A 13,287-nucleotide genomic window follows, 5' to 3' on the forward strand; every position below is an offset into this window, starting at 1 on the left:
ACGATGACCCGACGACTGACGGCCGCGCTGGCGGCGCTCCTGCTCACGGTGATCCCGTTGGCAGTGGCCCCCGCCTCCGCCGCCCCACGTGTCGCCGCCGACCAGGTGTTGACCTGGACCGCCGACGACAGCATCACCCAGTACAAGTCCGCGCCCACCACGGCGGTGGCCGGAGCGACCACGATCATCTGGGAGAACAGCGCGGCCACCGGAAACACCACCGGGATGCCGCATACCCTGACCTTCGACACCAGCACCGAGGGCTACAACCACGACGTCACAGTCAACATCCTGGCCAGCCCGTTCGACGCCAACGACGGCCGCCACCAGGCGACCGTGACGCTGACCCCGGGCCGGTACCGGTACTTCTGCTCGATCCCCGGCCACAGCTCGATGGTCGGCGAGTTGGTGGTCACCGAGGGCGGTGGCGGTGGCGACACCACCGCGCCGACCGTGACCGCCGCGGTCTCCGGCGACCAGGACCAGGACGGCAACTACCTCGGCGCGGCCACGGTGACCGTGACGGCCACCGACGCCGACTCGGGGGTACAGACCGTCGAGTACCAGGTCGACGACACCAGCTTCCTGCCGTACACCGAGCCGGTGCGGGTGACCGCGATCGGCGACCACGCGGTGCAGTTCCGCGCCACCGATCAGGCCGGCAACACCAGCGCCGTCGGCTCGGTGGCGTTCCGGATCGTCGAGCCGGGGGAGGAGGACACCACAGCCCCGGTGGTCACGGCCGCACTGGCCGGCGACCGCGACGGCGACGGCAACTACGTCGGTACGGCCACCGCCACGTTGACCGCCACCGACAGCGGATCCGGTGTCGCCACCATCGAGTACGCCCTGGACGGGGCGGCCTTCACCCTGTACACGAACCCGATCGTGGTGAACGCGGCCGGGATGCACATGCTGCACTACCGGGCCACCGACGTCGCCGGCAACACCTCAGCGGAGCAGATGTCCCACTTCACCGTCGTCGAGCCGCAGGCCGAGGACACCACCCCGCCCACTGTCGCCGCCACGGTGGCCGGTGACCGGAACGACGACGGCGGGTACGTCGGCGGGGCGACCGTCACCGTCACGGCCACCGACGCCGAGTCGGGCGTGGCGAAGATCGAGTACGCGCTCGACACCGGAGGCTGGACGGCGTACGCCGCTCCGGTCGCCGTCCGCGCACCCGGCGCGCACACAGTGCGGTACCGGGCGACCGACACGGCGGGGAACTCCTCCGCCGAGCAGTCGACGTCGTTCACCGTGGTGGTCGACGACACCGACCGCTGCCCCGACTCGGACACCCGGGCAACCGTGGTCATCGACGGGGGCGACACCGGTGTAGCCAACGTGGACACCGGCGACGGCTGCACCATCAACGATCTGATCGACGAACACGCCGACTACCCCGGCCACGCCGAATTCGTCCGACACGTCGAAGCGGTCACCGCCGCGCTCGTGACCGGCGGCACGCTCGACCGGCGGCAGCAGGGCGCCATCGTCCGGGCCGCGGCCCGATCGGACGTCGGCGCATGAGTCCTCGAACCTCACCGACAGGGAGTACCACGATGCCCGGACGTACCGTCGCCAAGCTCGCCACCGTGAGCGCCGTCATCGCGGCCTCGGTGCTGGCCGTGGCGCCCACCGCACACGCCGACCTGGTCACCCACTGCATCGGCACCGGCGGCGCGGTGACCGTGCCCAACGACCTGCTCGTGCCCGCCGGCGAGTCCTGCGCGCTGACCGGCACCACGATCACCGGCAACGTCACCGTCGCGGCCGGCGGCAACCTGGTGGTGACCGGTGGCCGGGTCAGCGGTGAGGTACGCGTCGCCGCCGACGGGTACCTCGACGCGACCGAGACGACAGTCGACGGCCAGGTGGTACTCGCAGCCGGGGGGTACGGCATCTTCCTGAAGGACGCCCGCACCGGCACCGTCACCGTACGGCCGAAGGGCTCCACGACCATCGACAGCTTCCTGTTCGCCGAGGCGTCGACGGTCGCCGGGCACGTCAACGTCGGTGCCGGCGAGGTTCGGCTCGACCGGGGAACCCAGGTGCAGCGCAACCTCAGCAGCACCGGCACCTACTACACCGACCTGCACGACTCGTTCGTCGACGGCACGCTGTCGGTGCTCAACAGCGCCACCGGCAGCGTGGTGTGTGGCAGTGCGGTCCAGGGCCGGGCCACCTTCGCGGGCAACCTGGGCGGTGTGCAACTCGGCCCGAACGGCACCCTCGACAGCTGCGCCTCCGGCGGCTACTGGGGTGGGGACGTGAGCATCACCAGCACCACCGGTGGGGTCACCGTCGACGACAACATCATCAACGGTCAGTTGGCGGTGACGTCCAACGACCCGGCCGCCCAGGTGGCCGCCAACAACCGGATCCGCGGTGGCGTGACCGGTGACCAGGCGGCGTCGAGCACCAACCGGGCGGCGCGGGTGGCCGCTCCGGACCGGGAGGACGCCGGCGACCAGCGGGCCGAGGTCCGCCGTACCTCGGCGGTGCAGGAGGCCGCTGCGGCGGGCGCGGCGAAGCTCTAACTGATCGACGCAACGGCGGCCGGTCACCCGCCAGGTGATCGGCCGCCGTCGTACTGGGTCCGACCCGTCGCGGCGGCGGCGTCGGCGAGGCGGTGGGCGCTGGCCGCTTGGACCAGGCATTCCAGGAGGCGGTGCACGGCGTGTGAGGGGTTCTGAGTCGGCGGGCCGGCCGGTAGCGTTGGTGGCACGGCGGCCTGGGCGCCGGCGACGCGTTCCGCGCTACGAGGAGGTCCGGGATGGATTCCTTGCCGGAGTTGACTTTCGGGCAGCGGTTGAAGGTCTACCGGGAACGGTCCGGGAAGACCCGTGCGGTGCTCGGGGGGTTGGTGGGGCGCAGCGCGGAGTGGGTCAAGGCGGTGGAGACCGATCGGATCCTGCCGCCGCGTATTCACATGCTGGACCGGATCGCGCGTGCCCTCAAGGTCGAGGTGTCCGCCCTTGCCGGCGAGTTGGGGGCCCGGTCGGCTGTGGTCAACGGGCCCGAGCATCCGGCGCTGCCGTCCGTCCGGGACGCGGTCAACCGCTTCGCACTTTCCGACGATGTTTCCCCGGAGCCGTTGACGAGCCTGAGGGACCGGCTTGCGATGGCATGGCGTGCGCGTCATCAGGCGTCGGACCACCGCACCGTGCTGGGCGGGTTGTTGCCGGGGGTGCTACGCGACGTGCAGCGTGCCGCTTTGGCCTACGAGGGTGCAGAGCGTCGGCAGGCTCAGGCCCTGTTGGCGGAGACGTTCGGGCTGACGCAGATGTTCCTCGCCTATCAGCCCGCTGCCGAGTTGTTGTGGCGGGTCGCGGACCGGGCGATGGTGGCGGCGCAGGAGTCCGGCGACCCGGAGGCGGTGGCGTGCGCGGGGTGGTTCCTGTGCCAGGTGCATCGGGATGCCGGTGACTGGGACAGCGCGATGTCGGTGACAGTGGATCTCTTGTCGGCGCTTGAGTCGCGTGCGGCCGACGGGAACATGAACCTGTTGGCGCTCTGGGGTGCACTGAATTTCGAGGCTGCGTACACCGCCGCCCGTGCTGGTGAGGAAGGTAGGGCCTGGCGGTACTGGGATCGCGCGGATCAGGTGGCGCAGCGCCTGCCAACGGGTTTCTATCAGCCGCAGACGTCGTTCTCGCAGGTCATCATGGGCGCTCACGCGGTGACCGTGGCGGTGGAGTTGCAGAAGTCCGGTGAGGCAGTGCGACAGGCACGCCGCCATGATTCCGCGGCGATCCCGTCGAGGCCGCGCCGGGCACGCCATCTCATCGAGGTCGCGCGGGCGCACTACGGCAAGGACGACAAGGAAGCGGCCGTGATGACCCTCCGGCAGGCGTATGGGTCGGCCCCGGAGACGATTCGCTTCAACGGGTACGCCCGCCAGATCACCTTGGACCTGCTCGACGGCCCACGTTCCACTCGTGACGACGCCCGTGACCTCGCGGTCAAGGTCGGGCTGCTCTCGTGATCCAGGGGTAGAAACCGTACCCATTCCGCCCCGCGACTCACCGTAGCTTCTTGCTCACGGGATGCGGCGGGCGGTGCGGATATCGCCTGGTCGCCGCGTCCCCTCAGCGTGGAGGGCGGGAAGTCGTCCTCGTGCTCGAACGAGGGAGAGTCCGTGCGGCGCGTCTCGTATGACGAATACCTCTCGGCCACCGCGCTGACGCTCGCCCGCCGGCACCGGCCGGTGTGGTCATGGCGGCTCTGGCGATATATCTGCCGCTGCGGCATCGACCTGCCGTGCCGTGCCCGGCACCGGATTCCGATCAGTCGTGGCCATTGGCCGCAGGAAGGCGAGCAGTGAGTAGCCGGCAGCAGAAGGCGATCGTCGCGGTTCGCGTCCGAGGGCTGGACGGCAGGTGTAGCTGCTGCCGGACGTGGCTCACGCCGTACCCCTGCTGGCAGGGCGAATGGGCGACCGGTCGGCAGACGCTGACGAGCACCGCCGGACTTCTGGCGGGTGCGCGGTGACCGTCCACGGCCCGGTCATGCCGATCTGGAGCTGCGGTGGCTGCGGCCTGCCCTGGCCCTGCACGACCCGCAAGCGCGAGTTGCGCGCGGAGTACGCGGATGCGCCAGTGTCGCTGGCGCTCTACCTCGGGTCCTACCTGGTGCAGGCGACTGAGGACATGCAGTGGACGCCGGCCGGCGTGCTGCACCGCCGGTTCCTCGGATGGACCAGGGATGCCGCGCAGTCGAATCCAGCAGTGCCGCAACCGGTCCAGCCGGCCCGAGCCGAACCCTAGTCGACCGACGTCCTGGCGGGGCTCGTGTCGCCGCCGCCCGGCCCGTGCATGCGTGGCGGTGCCGGCGTCGGAAGGTCGGCCTGCTGCGCAAGTAGCAAGTAGGCGGTTACGTGGGGTCTCCGGCGTCCGGTTCGGCCTGGTAGCTGAACCGTCCACCGGAGACCCCGCCGCCCTCTGTCGCCGATCGACGACGGCATTCAGGCCGGGTCAGCTCAGAAGTTACCGGCCGAGTTGCACTTCACGCCCTGGTCGAGGCAGTTGCGCACCCGTGCGGCGAGTGCCTCGTCCTTCCACGCGTTGAAGAAGTCCGCGTGCATGGAGAACGACGTGCCGGACGCGAGGGTGATGCCGTCGGTGTTCGCGCTCAGCGGGTACGAGATCACGAAGGACACCGAGGGGACGGGCACCGGGTGGCTCTTGGGGCACGCCCCGGTGTGGTCCCCGTTGGCCATGTGCGCCTTGTGGTCGGGGCTGTCCAGGTGCTTGCCGTCCCAGCAGTCCGGGAAGGTGATCTGCCGGACGATGTTCGCCGTCCTGGCGCAGACCGGGAACGTCTTGTCGGCGCTGCGGCCGATCTCGCCGCCGATGCCGGCGCACCAGAAGTGGTTGCCCTGCTTGTCCGGGGTGTCAACCTGGTTCTTGGCGTTACCGGTGATCATTCGCAGGCCGAACGGGAAGGGCTGGGTCCTGCTCGGGTCCTTCAGACGGGAACCGTAGTAGACGGTCACCTCCTTCGGGTCCACGACCTTGCCGTTCTGGTACATCGTCGGCACCCAGTAGGCGGACTGGTCGTCCGGCGAGTTGCAGGTGGTCGCCTTGGACGCCCGCAGCGATTCGGCGGTCGAGTTGGCGTCGGTCGACCTGTTGCCCCAGAACGTGTGGTTGTGCGAGCCGCCCACCAGCTTCGGCAGCACGATCGGGTCGTCGCTGTTGTGGTGGCTGGTCGTACAGCCGACGTTGAATTCGGGCACCTTGACGGGGTTGCCGGTCACCGGCTTGGGCTTGCGCGCGAAGAACGCCTTCGTCGCGGCGGCCTGCGCGGCGGCGTCGATGGTGATCCAACCGCCGGATGCGGTGGGCGGGGCGGCGCTGGTCGCCGGCGTTCCGGGCTTGCCCGGCGCGGACGGGGTGGCCGAGGTGCCCGGGGCGCTCGGCGTGGCCGACGGGTCGCCCGGGGCGGTCGCCGTCGGCGCGCCCGGGCCGGGCGAGCCGATGCCGGTGTCGCTGGACGGGCCGGACGCGCCGGGGCTTCCCGGCGCCTCCTTGCATCCGCCGGCGAGCGCCAGGCTCACCAGCAGCAGGGCGGTGACGGAACGACGGTGTCGAGGGGTGGAACGGAAATTTATCAACGGGGGCGCACCTTTCTTCCGAGAGGGAAGAATATGAGTGGCCCCCCTGCCTGCTTCCAGTTGAAACGATTAATTCTCCCTTAAATAGCGCTCAGCGATTGCCTGGTCAGCCTTGTGGAGTCGCCGTGATGTCGGCTCGATCTCAATTCTCTGATTTCTCTCCAAAAACCGTAATCGACAGCTGCGGTGGCACTCCACATCTCAGCGTGGCTGCCGGTCCAGTCAGCGGCGGTCGCGGGCCTTGCTCAGGAAGCCCGCCCCGACATGATTCTCGTCGAACGTTCGGTGAGCGGCTCGACATCGATGCCGGGGCTCGGGCCGGGGGCCGGGGGCCGGGCCAACTCGTCGGCTTCCCAGCCCTCCGGGGGCTCACCGAGCGGGGCGGGCCAAGACCGGTTGCTCTGATGCTGCGCCAATCGTGTCAGCCGTCGTTCCGCCGAACCGTGCCAGCTACTCTCGAGGCTGTCGATGACCCCATTTGTTCGTGGCCGTTGAATCGGAGTCACTTGCGATCGAGGTCAGGAGGGCATGATTGAGGATGATCACGGAATTTCGCCCGGTCTTGACTACGTGCAGTTTTCGAAGCCGTCGAAGGACGCGGGCGACGGTCTCCCGCGACGCGGCGGTGATGCCAGCGATGTCTTTCTGGTTGATGCCGTCTAATCGGCTGGTGCGATCTGGTTGTAGGAATCCGAATCTACGGTCGATGTCTATAAGCGTTTGGGCAACTCGAGCGTCCGCCGAGTATGCCCCGTTGGCAAGGCCGACGGTGCGGCTGGCATCAAGACGAATGAGCGTGTGGCGATGAAGTTCTCGCCCAATGGCAGGCTGTTGGTCGATGAGTCGTCGGAGATCGGCGTAAGGTAGCAATTGAAGGACCGTGTCGCCATCAGCTGTGGCGGTCACCTGGCGCTCACTGTCGAGGAACATCTCGCCGTAGCCAGCGATGTCTCCTGGCCCGCAAAGGTCAACAAGCATCTCATATCCGTTGGTTGCTGACAGCGTCAGCCGCAGCCGTCCGTTACGCACAAGAAGCGCAGACCCGCAAGCCTCGCCCTGAAAAAACACACGATCCCCCGGACGGTACCTCCTTCGGCTTGTCAGCAGTTGGTCGATACTGCGCACTTGCTCGCGTGACAGACGGCTGAGGAATGCCGTCGGTGGGCCGATCCCGGGCAGGTCGAAGCCGCTGCCTGCCTCGGTGGCGAGCGTGGGCGCCGAGGTGCTGCGCCGGTCGATGGTCACTGGCCCGCCAAGGCGGTCAGAACCGGCGGGAGGGTCGCAAAGAGCGCGCCCAAGGCTAGAAGTACGGCAACGATGATCCTGCTGCTCCGGCCGCTGAGCTGCGACACGACGTAGCCCACGAGCACCATAAAGGCAATCGCAACAACAACCCCACCCAAGATCAAGCTTGGATCTGTCTTCATGACGTCTCCTTGAACGTCTCACATCGCCGAGTCCGGGACGCATCCTGTGTGGAGACCGCGAAGGCCCTGGTAGGGAGCCGAACTGCCACAAGGGACGAAACCTGGTTCCGGGGAGCATAGGCGCTCCAGGCGCGAAGCGGTAGACCCAGAGCTCGATCTGGATCGATCATTCGGAGAACAAATGAAACAATTATTACGAGGGTTCGAGTGTCTGCGGTGGGAGTTTCGATTCCGTTAGGAGTCCGCTTGTGTGTCAGATGACGCAGAGCCTGGAAGGTAGGTGGCTGCATACTCTTCACCTAGCTGACGTCCCTGTCTCTCGCCGAGTCCGGGCGCAAGCTGTGGCAGGGCCGGTGGGGGTGGTAGCCCACTGGCCCTGCCTTCGTCATAAGTGGCGACCACCCCACTGGCCTAACGGCGGAAGGCGACGGTGGCCTGGAAGACCCATCGACGTGGTGTGCCGCCGTCCGGTTGGCGACGCGCGCCAGCCGGCAGCACCACCTTCGTTGCGTGATTTCCGGAAACGGCGCCGGGCGCTGTCGACACGGAGAGAATTGCCGCCACGGAGGACGCCGGAGTCGGGGGACGGTCGATGGGCTTACGCAGGCGAATGGTGCTCGTGGCGGTGACCGTCGCGGCGACACCGCTGGTCCTCGGTGGGTGCACCACCGAGCGAAGGGCCGCCGTGCGTCCCGCCGAGCAGGTGGTGCCATCGCCCGAACTGACCCTCACGCCCGCCGATCTCTCCCGGGACGTGCCGCTCAGCGCCGAGGTGGTTCCGCTCGTCACGGGCGGAAAGATCACCGCCGTGCGCCTCGTCGACGACACCGGCACCCTGGTCAGGGCGGAGCCACGCGAGGACGGAACGGCCTGGGTGCCGACCACTCCGTTGCGCCCGCAGCACACCTACACCGCGGCGGTGACCGCCACCGGCGACTCCGGACGGACCACCACCCGCACCACCACCTTCACCACCGCCGCGGCGTCGACGAAGCCGCAGGTGAGCAGCACCCTGTACTTCGCCGACAAGCAGACGTACGGCACCGCGATGCCGGTGACCGTCGGCTTCGATCCGCCCATCGCCAGGGCGGCCCGCGCCGACGTGCAGCGTCGGTTGTTCGTCACCACGAACCCACCGCAGCCGGGTGCCTGGTCCTGGGTGGACGACGGCAGCCAGGTCTACTACCGGGCCCCCGACTTCTGGCGGCCGGGCACGACCATCAGTGTCCGGGCCGGCCTGGCGGGTCTGCCGATCGGCAAGAACCACATCGGTGACGCCGACCGCACCGCGACGTCCCGGATCGGACGGCAGGTGGCGCTCGAAGTCGACAACGCCACCAAGCAGATGCGCGTGCTGCGCGACGGCAAGCTGATCCGCAGGATCCCGGTCAGCCTGGGCAAGCGCAGCACCCCCACGTCCAGCGGCAAGATGGTGATCATGGAGAAGCACCAGAACACCACGTTCGACACGCGCGGCGAGCCGAACGGCGGCTACGTGGTGAACGTCAAGGACGCGCAACGGCTCACCTGGGGCGGCGAGTTCATCCACGGGGCACCCTGGTCGGTGTCGGATCAGGGACGCCGCAACGTCTCGCACGGCTGCACGAACATCTCGGCGGCCAACGCCGACTGGTTGATGAACGTCACCCAGGTCGGTGACCTGGTCACCTTCACCGGCACCGAGGTCCGGCTCCAGCCGGGCAACGGCTGGACGGCCTGGAACACCAGTTGGGGCCAGTTCGTCAAGGGCAGCGCACTGCCCGTACCCGCGGATCTGCGACTGGCCCCGGCCCCGGCCCCGGCGCCGCCCGCGCGTGCGGTCGCCGGTGGCGTGCCGACGCCGGGGCCGTCCACCTCCGGAGGGTGAACCACCGGGCGCCCGGCGGGCTCTCGCCGCTTGCCCGGCGGCCCTACCCTCCGGGCCATGACGTACGAGCCGATGATGGTTCCCGATCCGAGGCCCAACCGGACGCTTCGTACGGTCCTGATCGTCGTCGGCGCCCTACTGGCGCTGTGCTGCGTCATCGGCACCTGCGTCGGCCTCTGGCTCTACCGTTCGATCAAGAACTCCGTCGAGCCGGCCGGGGCGGCCGCGACGGCCTTCGTCGACGACGTGCAGGCCGGCAACTACCCGGGCGCGTACGGGCGGCTGTGCGACCGGGTGCGCGACGGTATGACGCAGGAGGAGTTCGCCCGGGTCCAGGCCGCCCAGTTGAAGATCAGCAGTTACGAGATCACCAACGTGAACGTCAACAACTTCAACGGGCGGCTGACCGCGACCGCCACCGTCGAGGCGGTCCAGGAGGCCACCGGTGCGAGGCTCACCCAGGGGCTGGCGCTGGTCAAGGAGGACGACGAGTGGCGCGTCTGCCAGTGAGTCACCGCGCCGTCGCGGAATAGAAGTCGCTCGGATCGTTGGCCAGGGACGCCTTGACGTACGCGCTCCACTCGTCGGCGAGGACCTCGATCCTGCCGGCCTCGACACCGCCCAGAGCCGCGCGTACGACGTCGGCGGGGTCGATCTTGTCGCCGTGGTAGCCGGCCGACATGTCGGTGACGGCGCTGCCCAGGTGCAGGCCCGTCACGAGGGTCCCTTGGCCGGCGAGTTCCAGGCGATGTCGATCTGCTCCGGGTTGCGGGCCGTGGCGTACACCTTGGCCGCTCCGCGTTCCAACAACTGTCCTGCGAAGTGGCGGCCGACGCCACGGTTGGCGCCGGTGACCAGAGCGATAGAACCGGAAATCCGCATGACTGCCTCCTGGCAGGTTCAGGTCGAGCGGTATGCGAGCTACGGTAAAACCTGACGTTCATGTGAGGGACAAGGCTGTGTGGCTGGCGTCACCGGCCGGGGGAGGGGTCGATGCGGATCGGGGAACTCGCCACGAAGACCGGGGTGTCGGTACGAGCCCTGCGCTACTACGAGGAGCAGGGCCTCCTTTCTGCCGCACGGAGCAGTGGCGGCCAGCGCCACTACCTCGACGACGCGGTCGACCGGGTGTATCTGATCCAGATGCTGTACGCCGCCGGCCTGTCCAGCCGAACCATCCTGGACCTGCTGCCCTGCGTCGACGCCAAGGTCAACACACCGCAGTCGCGGGCCATGCTCCGCGCCGAACGCGACCGCATCGATCGGCAGATCACTCAACTCCGGCAGGCCCGCAAGCGGCTCGACGAGGTCATCGCGCTCAGCGAGAGCCCGGCCAGCGGTTGCACCCGAACGGACACCAACGCGGTGCGGCAGCGGACCACGGTGTGGTGATCGATGACAGCTCAGCGGGGCGTCGCTCGGCGTGTCGAGTTGCTCAGCTGCCAACGATCAAGGAATGACACCTGCCCCCGGGCGGTCGCCGATCAGATCGGGGCCAGCTCCGGGATGCCGTAGTGCTGGTCGAGGACCTGCATGGCGGCACCCGCGGCGATCACGTCCGCGCCGAGGCTGGACAGGGCAACCCTGGTGCTGAGCCAGTCCGCGCGCCGGGCGTCCGCCCCGACGGCCTCGGTGACCGCCGCGAGATAGGTCTGCGGGTGCCGGAGAAGGTCCGCGCCCGCCAGCAGCACGTGGGCGAGGTCGAGGGTCTGGAGCAGGTTGACGACGCCGACGGCCAGCACGCGGGCGGCGTGTGCGATGTCTCCGGCCTCGGCGGCCCGGTGGTGCACGATCTCCAGGCACCCGTGCCGGCCACAGACGCAGAGGGGCCCGGTCAGGTCGACGACCGTGTGGCCGAACTCGCCCGCGTTGGTGTGGGCCCCCCGGTGGGCCGCGCCGCTCAGCCAGAAGCCGCCCCCGATGCCGGACTCGACCATGATGAGGGCCGCGTCGCCGAACGTCGCACCGTGCCGCCAGGCCTCGGCCGTGATCCCCGCGGTGACGTCCTTGTCCAGGTGGACGGGGAGATTGAGGTGCTTCTCGGCGATCTCGCGCAGCGGTACGTCGTGCCAGTGCCGCAGGCCGTGGGCGTCCCGGACCAGGCCGTTGGCGTGGTCGAGTGGGCCGATCATGCCGATGCCCAGCCCGGTGAGCCGGCTCCGCAGGTCGCCGATGCCGGCCATCGAGTCGATGCCGACGCTCAGGGCGTCGAGGAGATGCTCCGGGGTGAAGTCGCCGGGCAGCGGACTGACCGCCGAGTGGTGCACGGCGCCGGCCAGGTCGACCAGGACGAGCCGCAGCGTGCGTCGGGCCACGTGGGCGCCGATCGCGTACCGGCTGTCCGGGACGAGTTCGTAGACGACCGCGGGCTTGCCGATGCCCGGGCGCCGGACGCCGGCGGGGCGGATCAGGCCGTTGGCGGTCAGCCGGGCGATGACCTTGGAGACCGCCTGTGGTGTCAGGCCGGTGGCCTCGACCACTGTCGAGCGCTCGAACGTGCGAGCCGTGCGCCCCACCGCCATCACCAGTGCCTGGTTGTAGTCGCGCAGGAAGCTGACGTCGGCAGTGACGCGAGTCATCTCACCACCCTATTACGCAACGCTGTTGCTAAATTTTTTCGGTGATCGAGTTGAGTAGAGGTCGACGGTTGGCGGCGCTGGCAGCCCTGGCACTGGGCGGCGTCGCGGTCGGCCTGACCGAGTTCGTGGCGATGGGGCTGCTGCCCGACATCGCCCGCGGTCTGCTCCCGCACGAGTACGCCCGGTCGTCGTCGGACGCGGTCGCACGGGCGGGCTGGATGATCACCGCGTACGCGCTCGGCGTGGTCGTCGGCGCGCCGCTGATCGCCGCGTTGAGCGCGCGTCTGCCCCGCAAGAAGCTCGTCCTCGGGCTGCTCGTGCTGTTCGCCGTCGGCACTGTCGCGTCCGCGCTCGCCCCCACCTTCGACCTGGTGCTGGTGGCCCGGTTCGTGGCGGCGCTGCCGCACGGCGCGTACTTCGGTGCGGCCGGTCTGCTCGCGGCGACCCTGATGGGCCCCGGTAACGAGGCCCGTGGTTTCGCCACCGTGCTCGGCGGTCTGACCGTGAGCAACCTGGTCGGCGTACCCCTCATCACGCGGCTCGGGCAGACGGTCGACTGGCGGGTCGCGTACCTGGTCATCGCCGGCTTTTTCCTGCTCACCCTGCTGGCGGTGCTGGCGGTCGTTCCGGAGGTCGCCGCGGCGGTCGACGGCTCGCCGGCCGCCGAGTTGCGGGCACTGCGGACCTCGCAGGTCTGGCTGGTCGCCGCGACCGGCGCGGTCGGCTTCGCCGGCTTCTTCGCGGTGAACACCTACATCGCACCGGTCACCACCGACGTCACCGGCCTCTCCGCCGCGACGGTGCCGTGGACGTTGGTCGCGGTGGGTCTCGGGATGACCGTCGGCAACGCCCTGGGCGGCTGGCTGGCGGACCGCGACCTCCAACGGAGCATGGCCATCGGTTTCGTGGCGATGATCGTGAGCATCGCCGTGTTCAGCCTCGTGGCGTCGACCCGCGTCGGCCTGTTCGTGGGCGCGTTCCTGGTCGGTGCGACCAGCCTGTATCTCGGTCCGGTCCTGCAGGCACGCCTGATCACCGTCGCCCCGGGAGCACAACTGATGGGCGCGGCGGTCAACCAGTCGGCCATGAACATCGCGAACAGCCTGGGCGCCGCGCTGGGCAGCGTCGCCATCGCCGCCGGATTCGGCTACCTCGCGCCGGCCCGGGTGGGCGTCGTCCTGGCGGTCGTCGGGTTGATCCTGGGGCTGGTCAGCTTCGCCGTCGGGCGACGAGTGCGCGAGCGGGTCCCGGCGACCGTCTGACGAGTGCGAGCGGGCCCGGCCACCGTCTCGA

The 13,287-nt window shown here is 69.2% G+C and carries 15 protein-coding genes; 9 read left to right on the forward strand and 6 right to left on the reverse strand.

Annotated features, from left to right (window positions below):
* Window positions 1–3: 3 nt before the first annotated feature.
* From ACFYP0_RS15695 to ACFYP0_RS15715, 5 genes are all read left to right on the forward strand, one after another.
* Window positions 4–1,533: an OmpL47-type beta-barrel domain-containing protein gene (locus ACFYP0_RS15695; RefSeq protein ID WP_386996430.1), complete on the forward strand. Its 1,530-nt coding sequence runs from the start codon at window positions 4–6 to the stop codon at window positions 1,531–1,533.
* 32 nt (window positions 1,534–1,565) lie between these two features.
* Window positions 1,566–2,543: a hypothetical protein gene (locus ACFYP0_RS15700; protein ID WP_124858644.1), complete on the forward strand. Its 978-nt coding sequence runs from the start codon at window positions 1,566–1,568 to the stop codon at window positions 2,541–2,543.
* Window positions 2,544–2,779: 236 nt separating this feature from the next.
* A complete protein-coding gene (locus ACFYP0_RS15705; protein WP_124858643.1) occupies window positions 2,780–3,991 on the forward strand; it encodes a helix-turn-helix domain-containing protein in 1,212 nt (403 codons plus the stop codon).
* A 153-nt stretch (window positions 3,992–4,144) separates the two neighbouring features.
* Window positions 4,145–4,330 carry a hypothetical protein gene (locus ACFYP0_RS15710; protein WP_124858642.1) on the forward strand — a complete coding sequence of 62 codons (186 nt, stop codon included), beginning with the start codon at window positions 4,145–4,147 and terminating at the stop codon, window positions 4,328–4,330.
* 163 nt (window positions 4,331–4,493) lie between these two features.
* Window positions 4,494–4,772 carry a hypothetical protein gene (locus tag ACFYP0_RS15715; RefSeq protein WP_124858641.1) on the forward strand — a complete coding sequence of 93 codons (279 nt, stop codon included), beginning with the start codon at window positions 4,494–4,496 and terminating at the stop codon, window positions 4,770–4,772.
* Between the two features lie 212 nt (window positions 4,773–4,984).
* On the opposite strand, the gene ACFYP0_RS15720 is transcribed toward ACFYP0_RS15715, so the two are convergent.
* The 3 genes from ACFYP0_RS15720 to ACFYP0_RS15730 form a co-directional block, all read right to left on the reverse strand.
* Complete coding sequence (locus ACFYP0_RS15720) at window positions 4,985–6,121, reverse strand: DUF1996 domain-containing protein (protein WP_124858640.1); 1,137 nt, start codon at window positions 6,119–6,121, stop codon at window positions 4,985–4,987.
* A 450-nt stretch (window positions 6,122–6,571) separates the two neighbouring features.
* Window positions 6,572–7,366: a Crp/Fnr family transcriptional regulator gene (locus ACFYP0_RS15725; protein ID WP_158629628.1), complete on the reverse strand. Its 795-nt coding sequence runs from the start codon at window positions 7,364–7,366 to the stop codon at window positions 6,572–6,574.
* Window positions 7,363–7,548 (reverse strand): hypothetical protein, encoded by a 186-nt coding sequence (locus tag ACFYP0_RS15730; protein ID WP_158629627.1) that lies wholly within the window; start codon window positions 7,546–7,548, stop codon window positions 7,363–7,365. Before ACFYP0_RS15730 ends, ACFYP0_RS15725 begins: the two co-directional genes overlap by 4 nt.
* Before the next feature lie 592 nt (window positions 7,549–8,140).
* Here ACFYP0_RS15730 and ACFYP0_RS15735 point away from each other — a divergent pair.
* Both ACFYP0_RS15735 and ACFYP0_RS15740 read left to right on the forward strand, forming a co-directional pair.
* Window positions 8,141–9,415 carry a L,D-transpeptidase gene (locus ACFYP0_RS15735; RefSeq protein ID WP_124859918.1) on the forward strand — a complete coding sequence of 425 codons (1,275 nt, stop codon included), beginning with the start codon at window positions 8,141–8,143 and terminating at the stop codon, window positions 9,413–9,415.
* Window positions 9,416–9,472: 57 nt separating this feature from the next.
* Window positions 9,473–9,925, forward strand: coding sequence for an Rv0361 family membrane protein (locus ACFYP0_RS15740; RefSeq protein ID WP_124859916.1), 453 nt, complete (start codon window positions 9,473–9,475; stop codon window positions 9,923–9,925).
* 1 nt (window position 9,926) lies between these two features.
* Here the strand turns inward: ACFYP0_RS15740 and ACFYP0_RS15745 are convergent, their stop codons facing one another.
* Entirely contained in the window at window positions 9,927–10,133 is a 207-nt protein-coding gene (locus ACFYP0_RS15745) for a hypothetical protein (RefSeq protein WP_386996436.1), read from the reverse strand.
* Window positions 10,130–10,297, reverse strand: a complete 168-nt coding sequence (locus ACFYP0_RS15750) for a hypothetical protein (protein ID WP_386996439.1) — start codon at window positions 10,295–10,297, stop codon at window positions 10,130–10,132. Before ACFYP0_RS15750 ends, ACFYP0_RS15745 begins: the two co-directional genes overlap by 4 nt.
* Window positions 10,298–10,408: 111 nt before the next feature.
* Between ACFYP0_RS15750 and ACFYP0_RS15755 the strand changes: the two genes are divergently transcribed.
* The gene (locus tag ACFYP0_RS15755) at window positions 10,409–10,807 is read left to right on the forward strand and encodes a MerR family transcriptional regulator (protein ID WP_124859914.1); all 399 of its coding nucleotides are present in this window, start codon (window positions 10,409–10,411) and stop codon (window positions 10,805–10,807) included.
* A 92-nt stretch (window positions 10,808–10,899) separates the two neighbouring features.
* Here ACFYP0_RS15755 and ACFYP0_RS15760 read toward each other — a convergent pair whose 3' ends face one another.
* Window positions 10,900–11,994 carry an ROK family protein gene (locus ACFYP0_RS15760; RefSeq protein ID WP_124859912.1) on the reverse strand — a complete coding sequence of 365 codons (1,095 nt, stop codon included), beginning with the start codon at window positions 11,992–11,994 and terminating at the stop codon, window positions 10,900–10,902.
* A gap of 41 nt (window positions 11,995–12,035) precedes the next feature.
* Here ACFYP0_RS15760 and ACFYP0_RS15765 point away from each other — a divergent pair, with 41 nt between their 5' ends.
* Entirely contained in the window at window positions 12,036–13,256 is a 1,221-nt protein-coding gene (locus ACFYP0_RS15765; RefSeq protein WP_124859910.1) for an MFS transporter, read from the forward strand.
* Window positions 13,257–13,287 lie beyond the last annotated feature (31 nt).

The organism is Micromonospora arida (assembly GCF_042873195.1).
Classification (GTDB): domain Bacteria; phylum Actinomycetota; class Actinomycetes; order Mycobacteriales; family Micromonosporaceae; genus Micromonospora; species Micromonospora arida.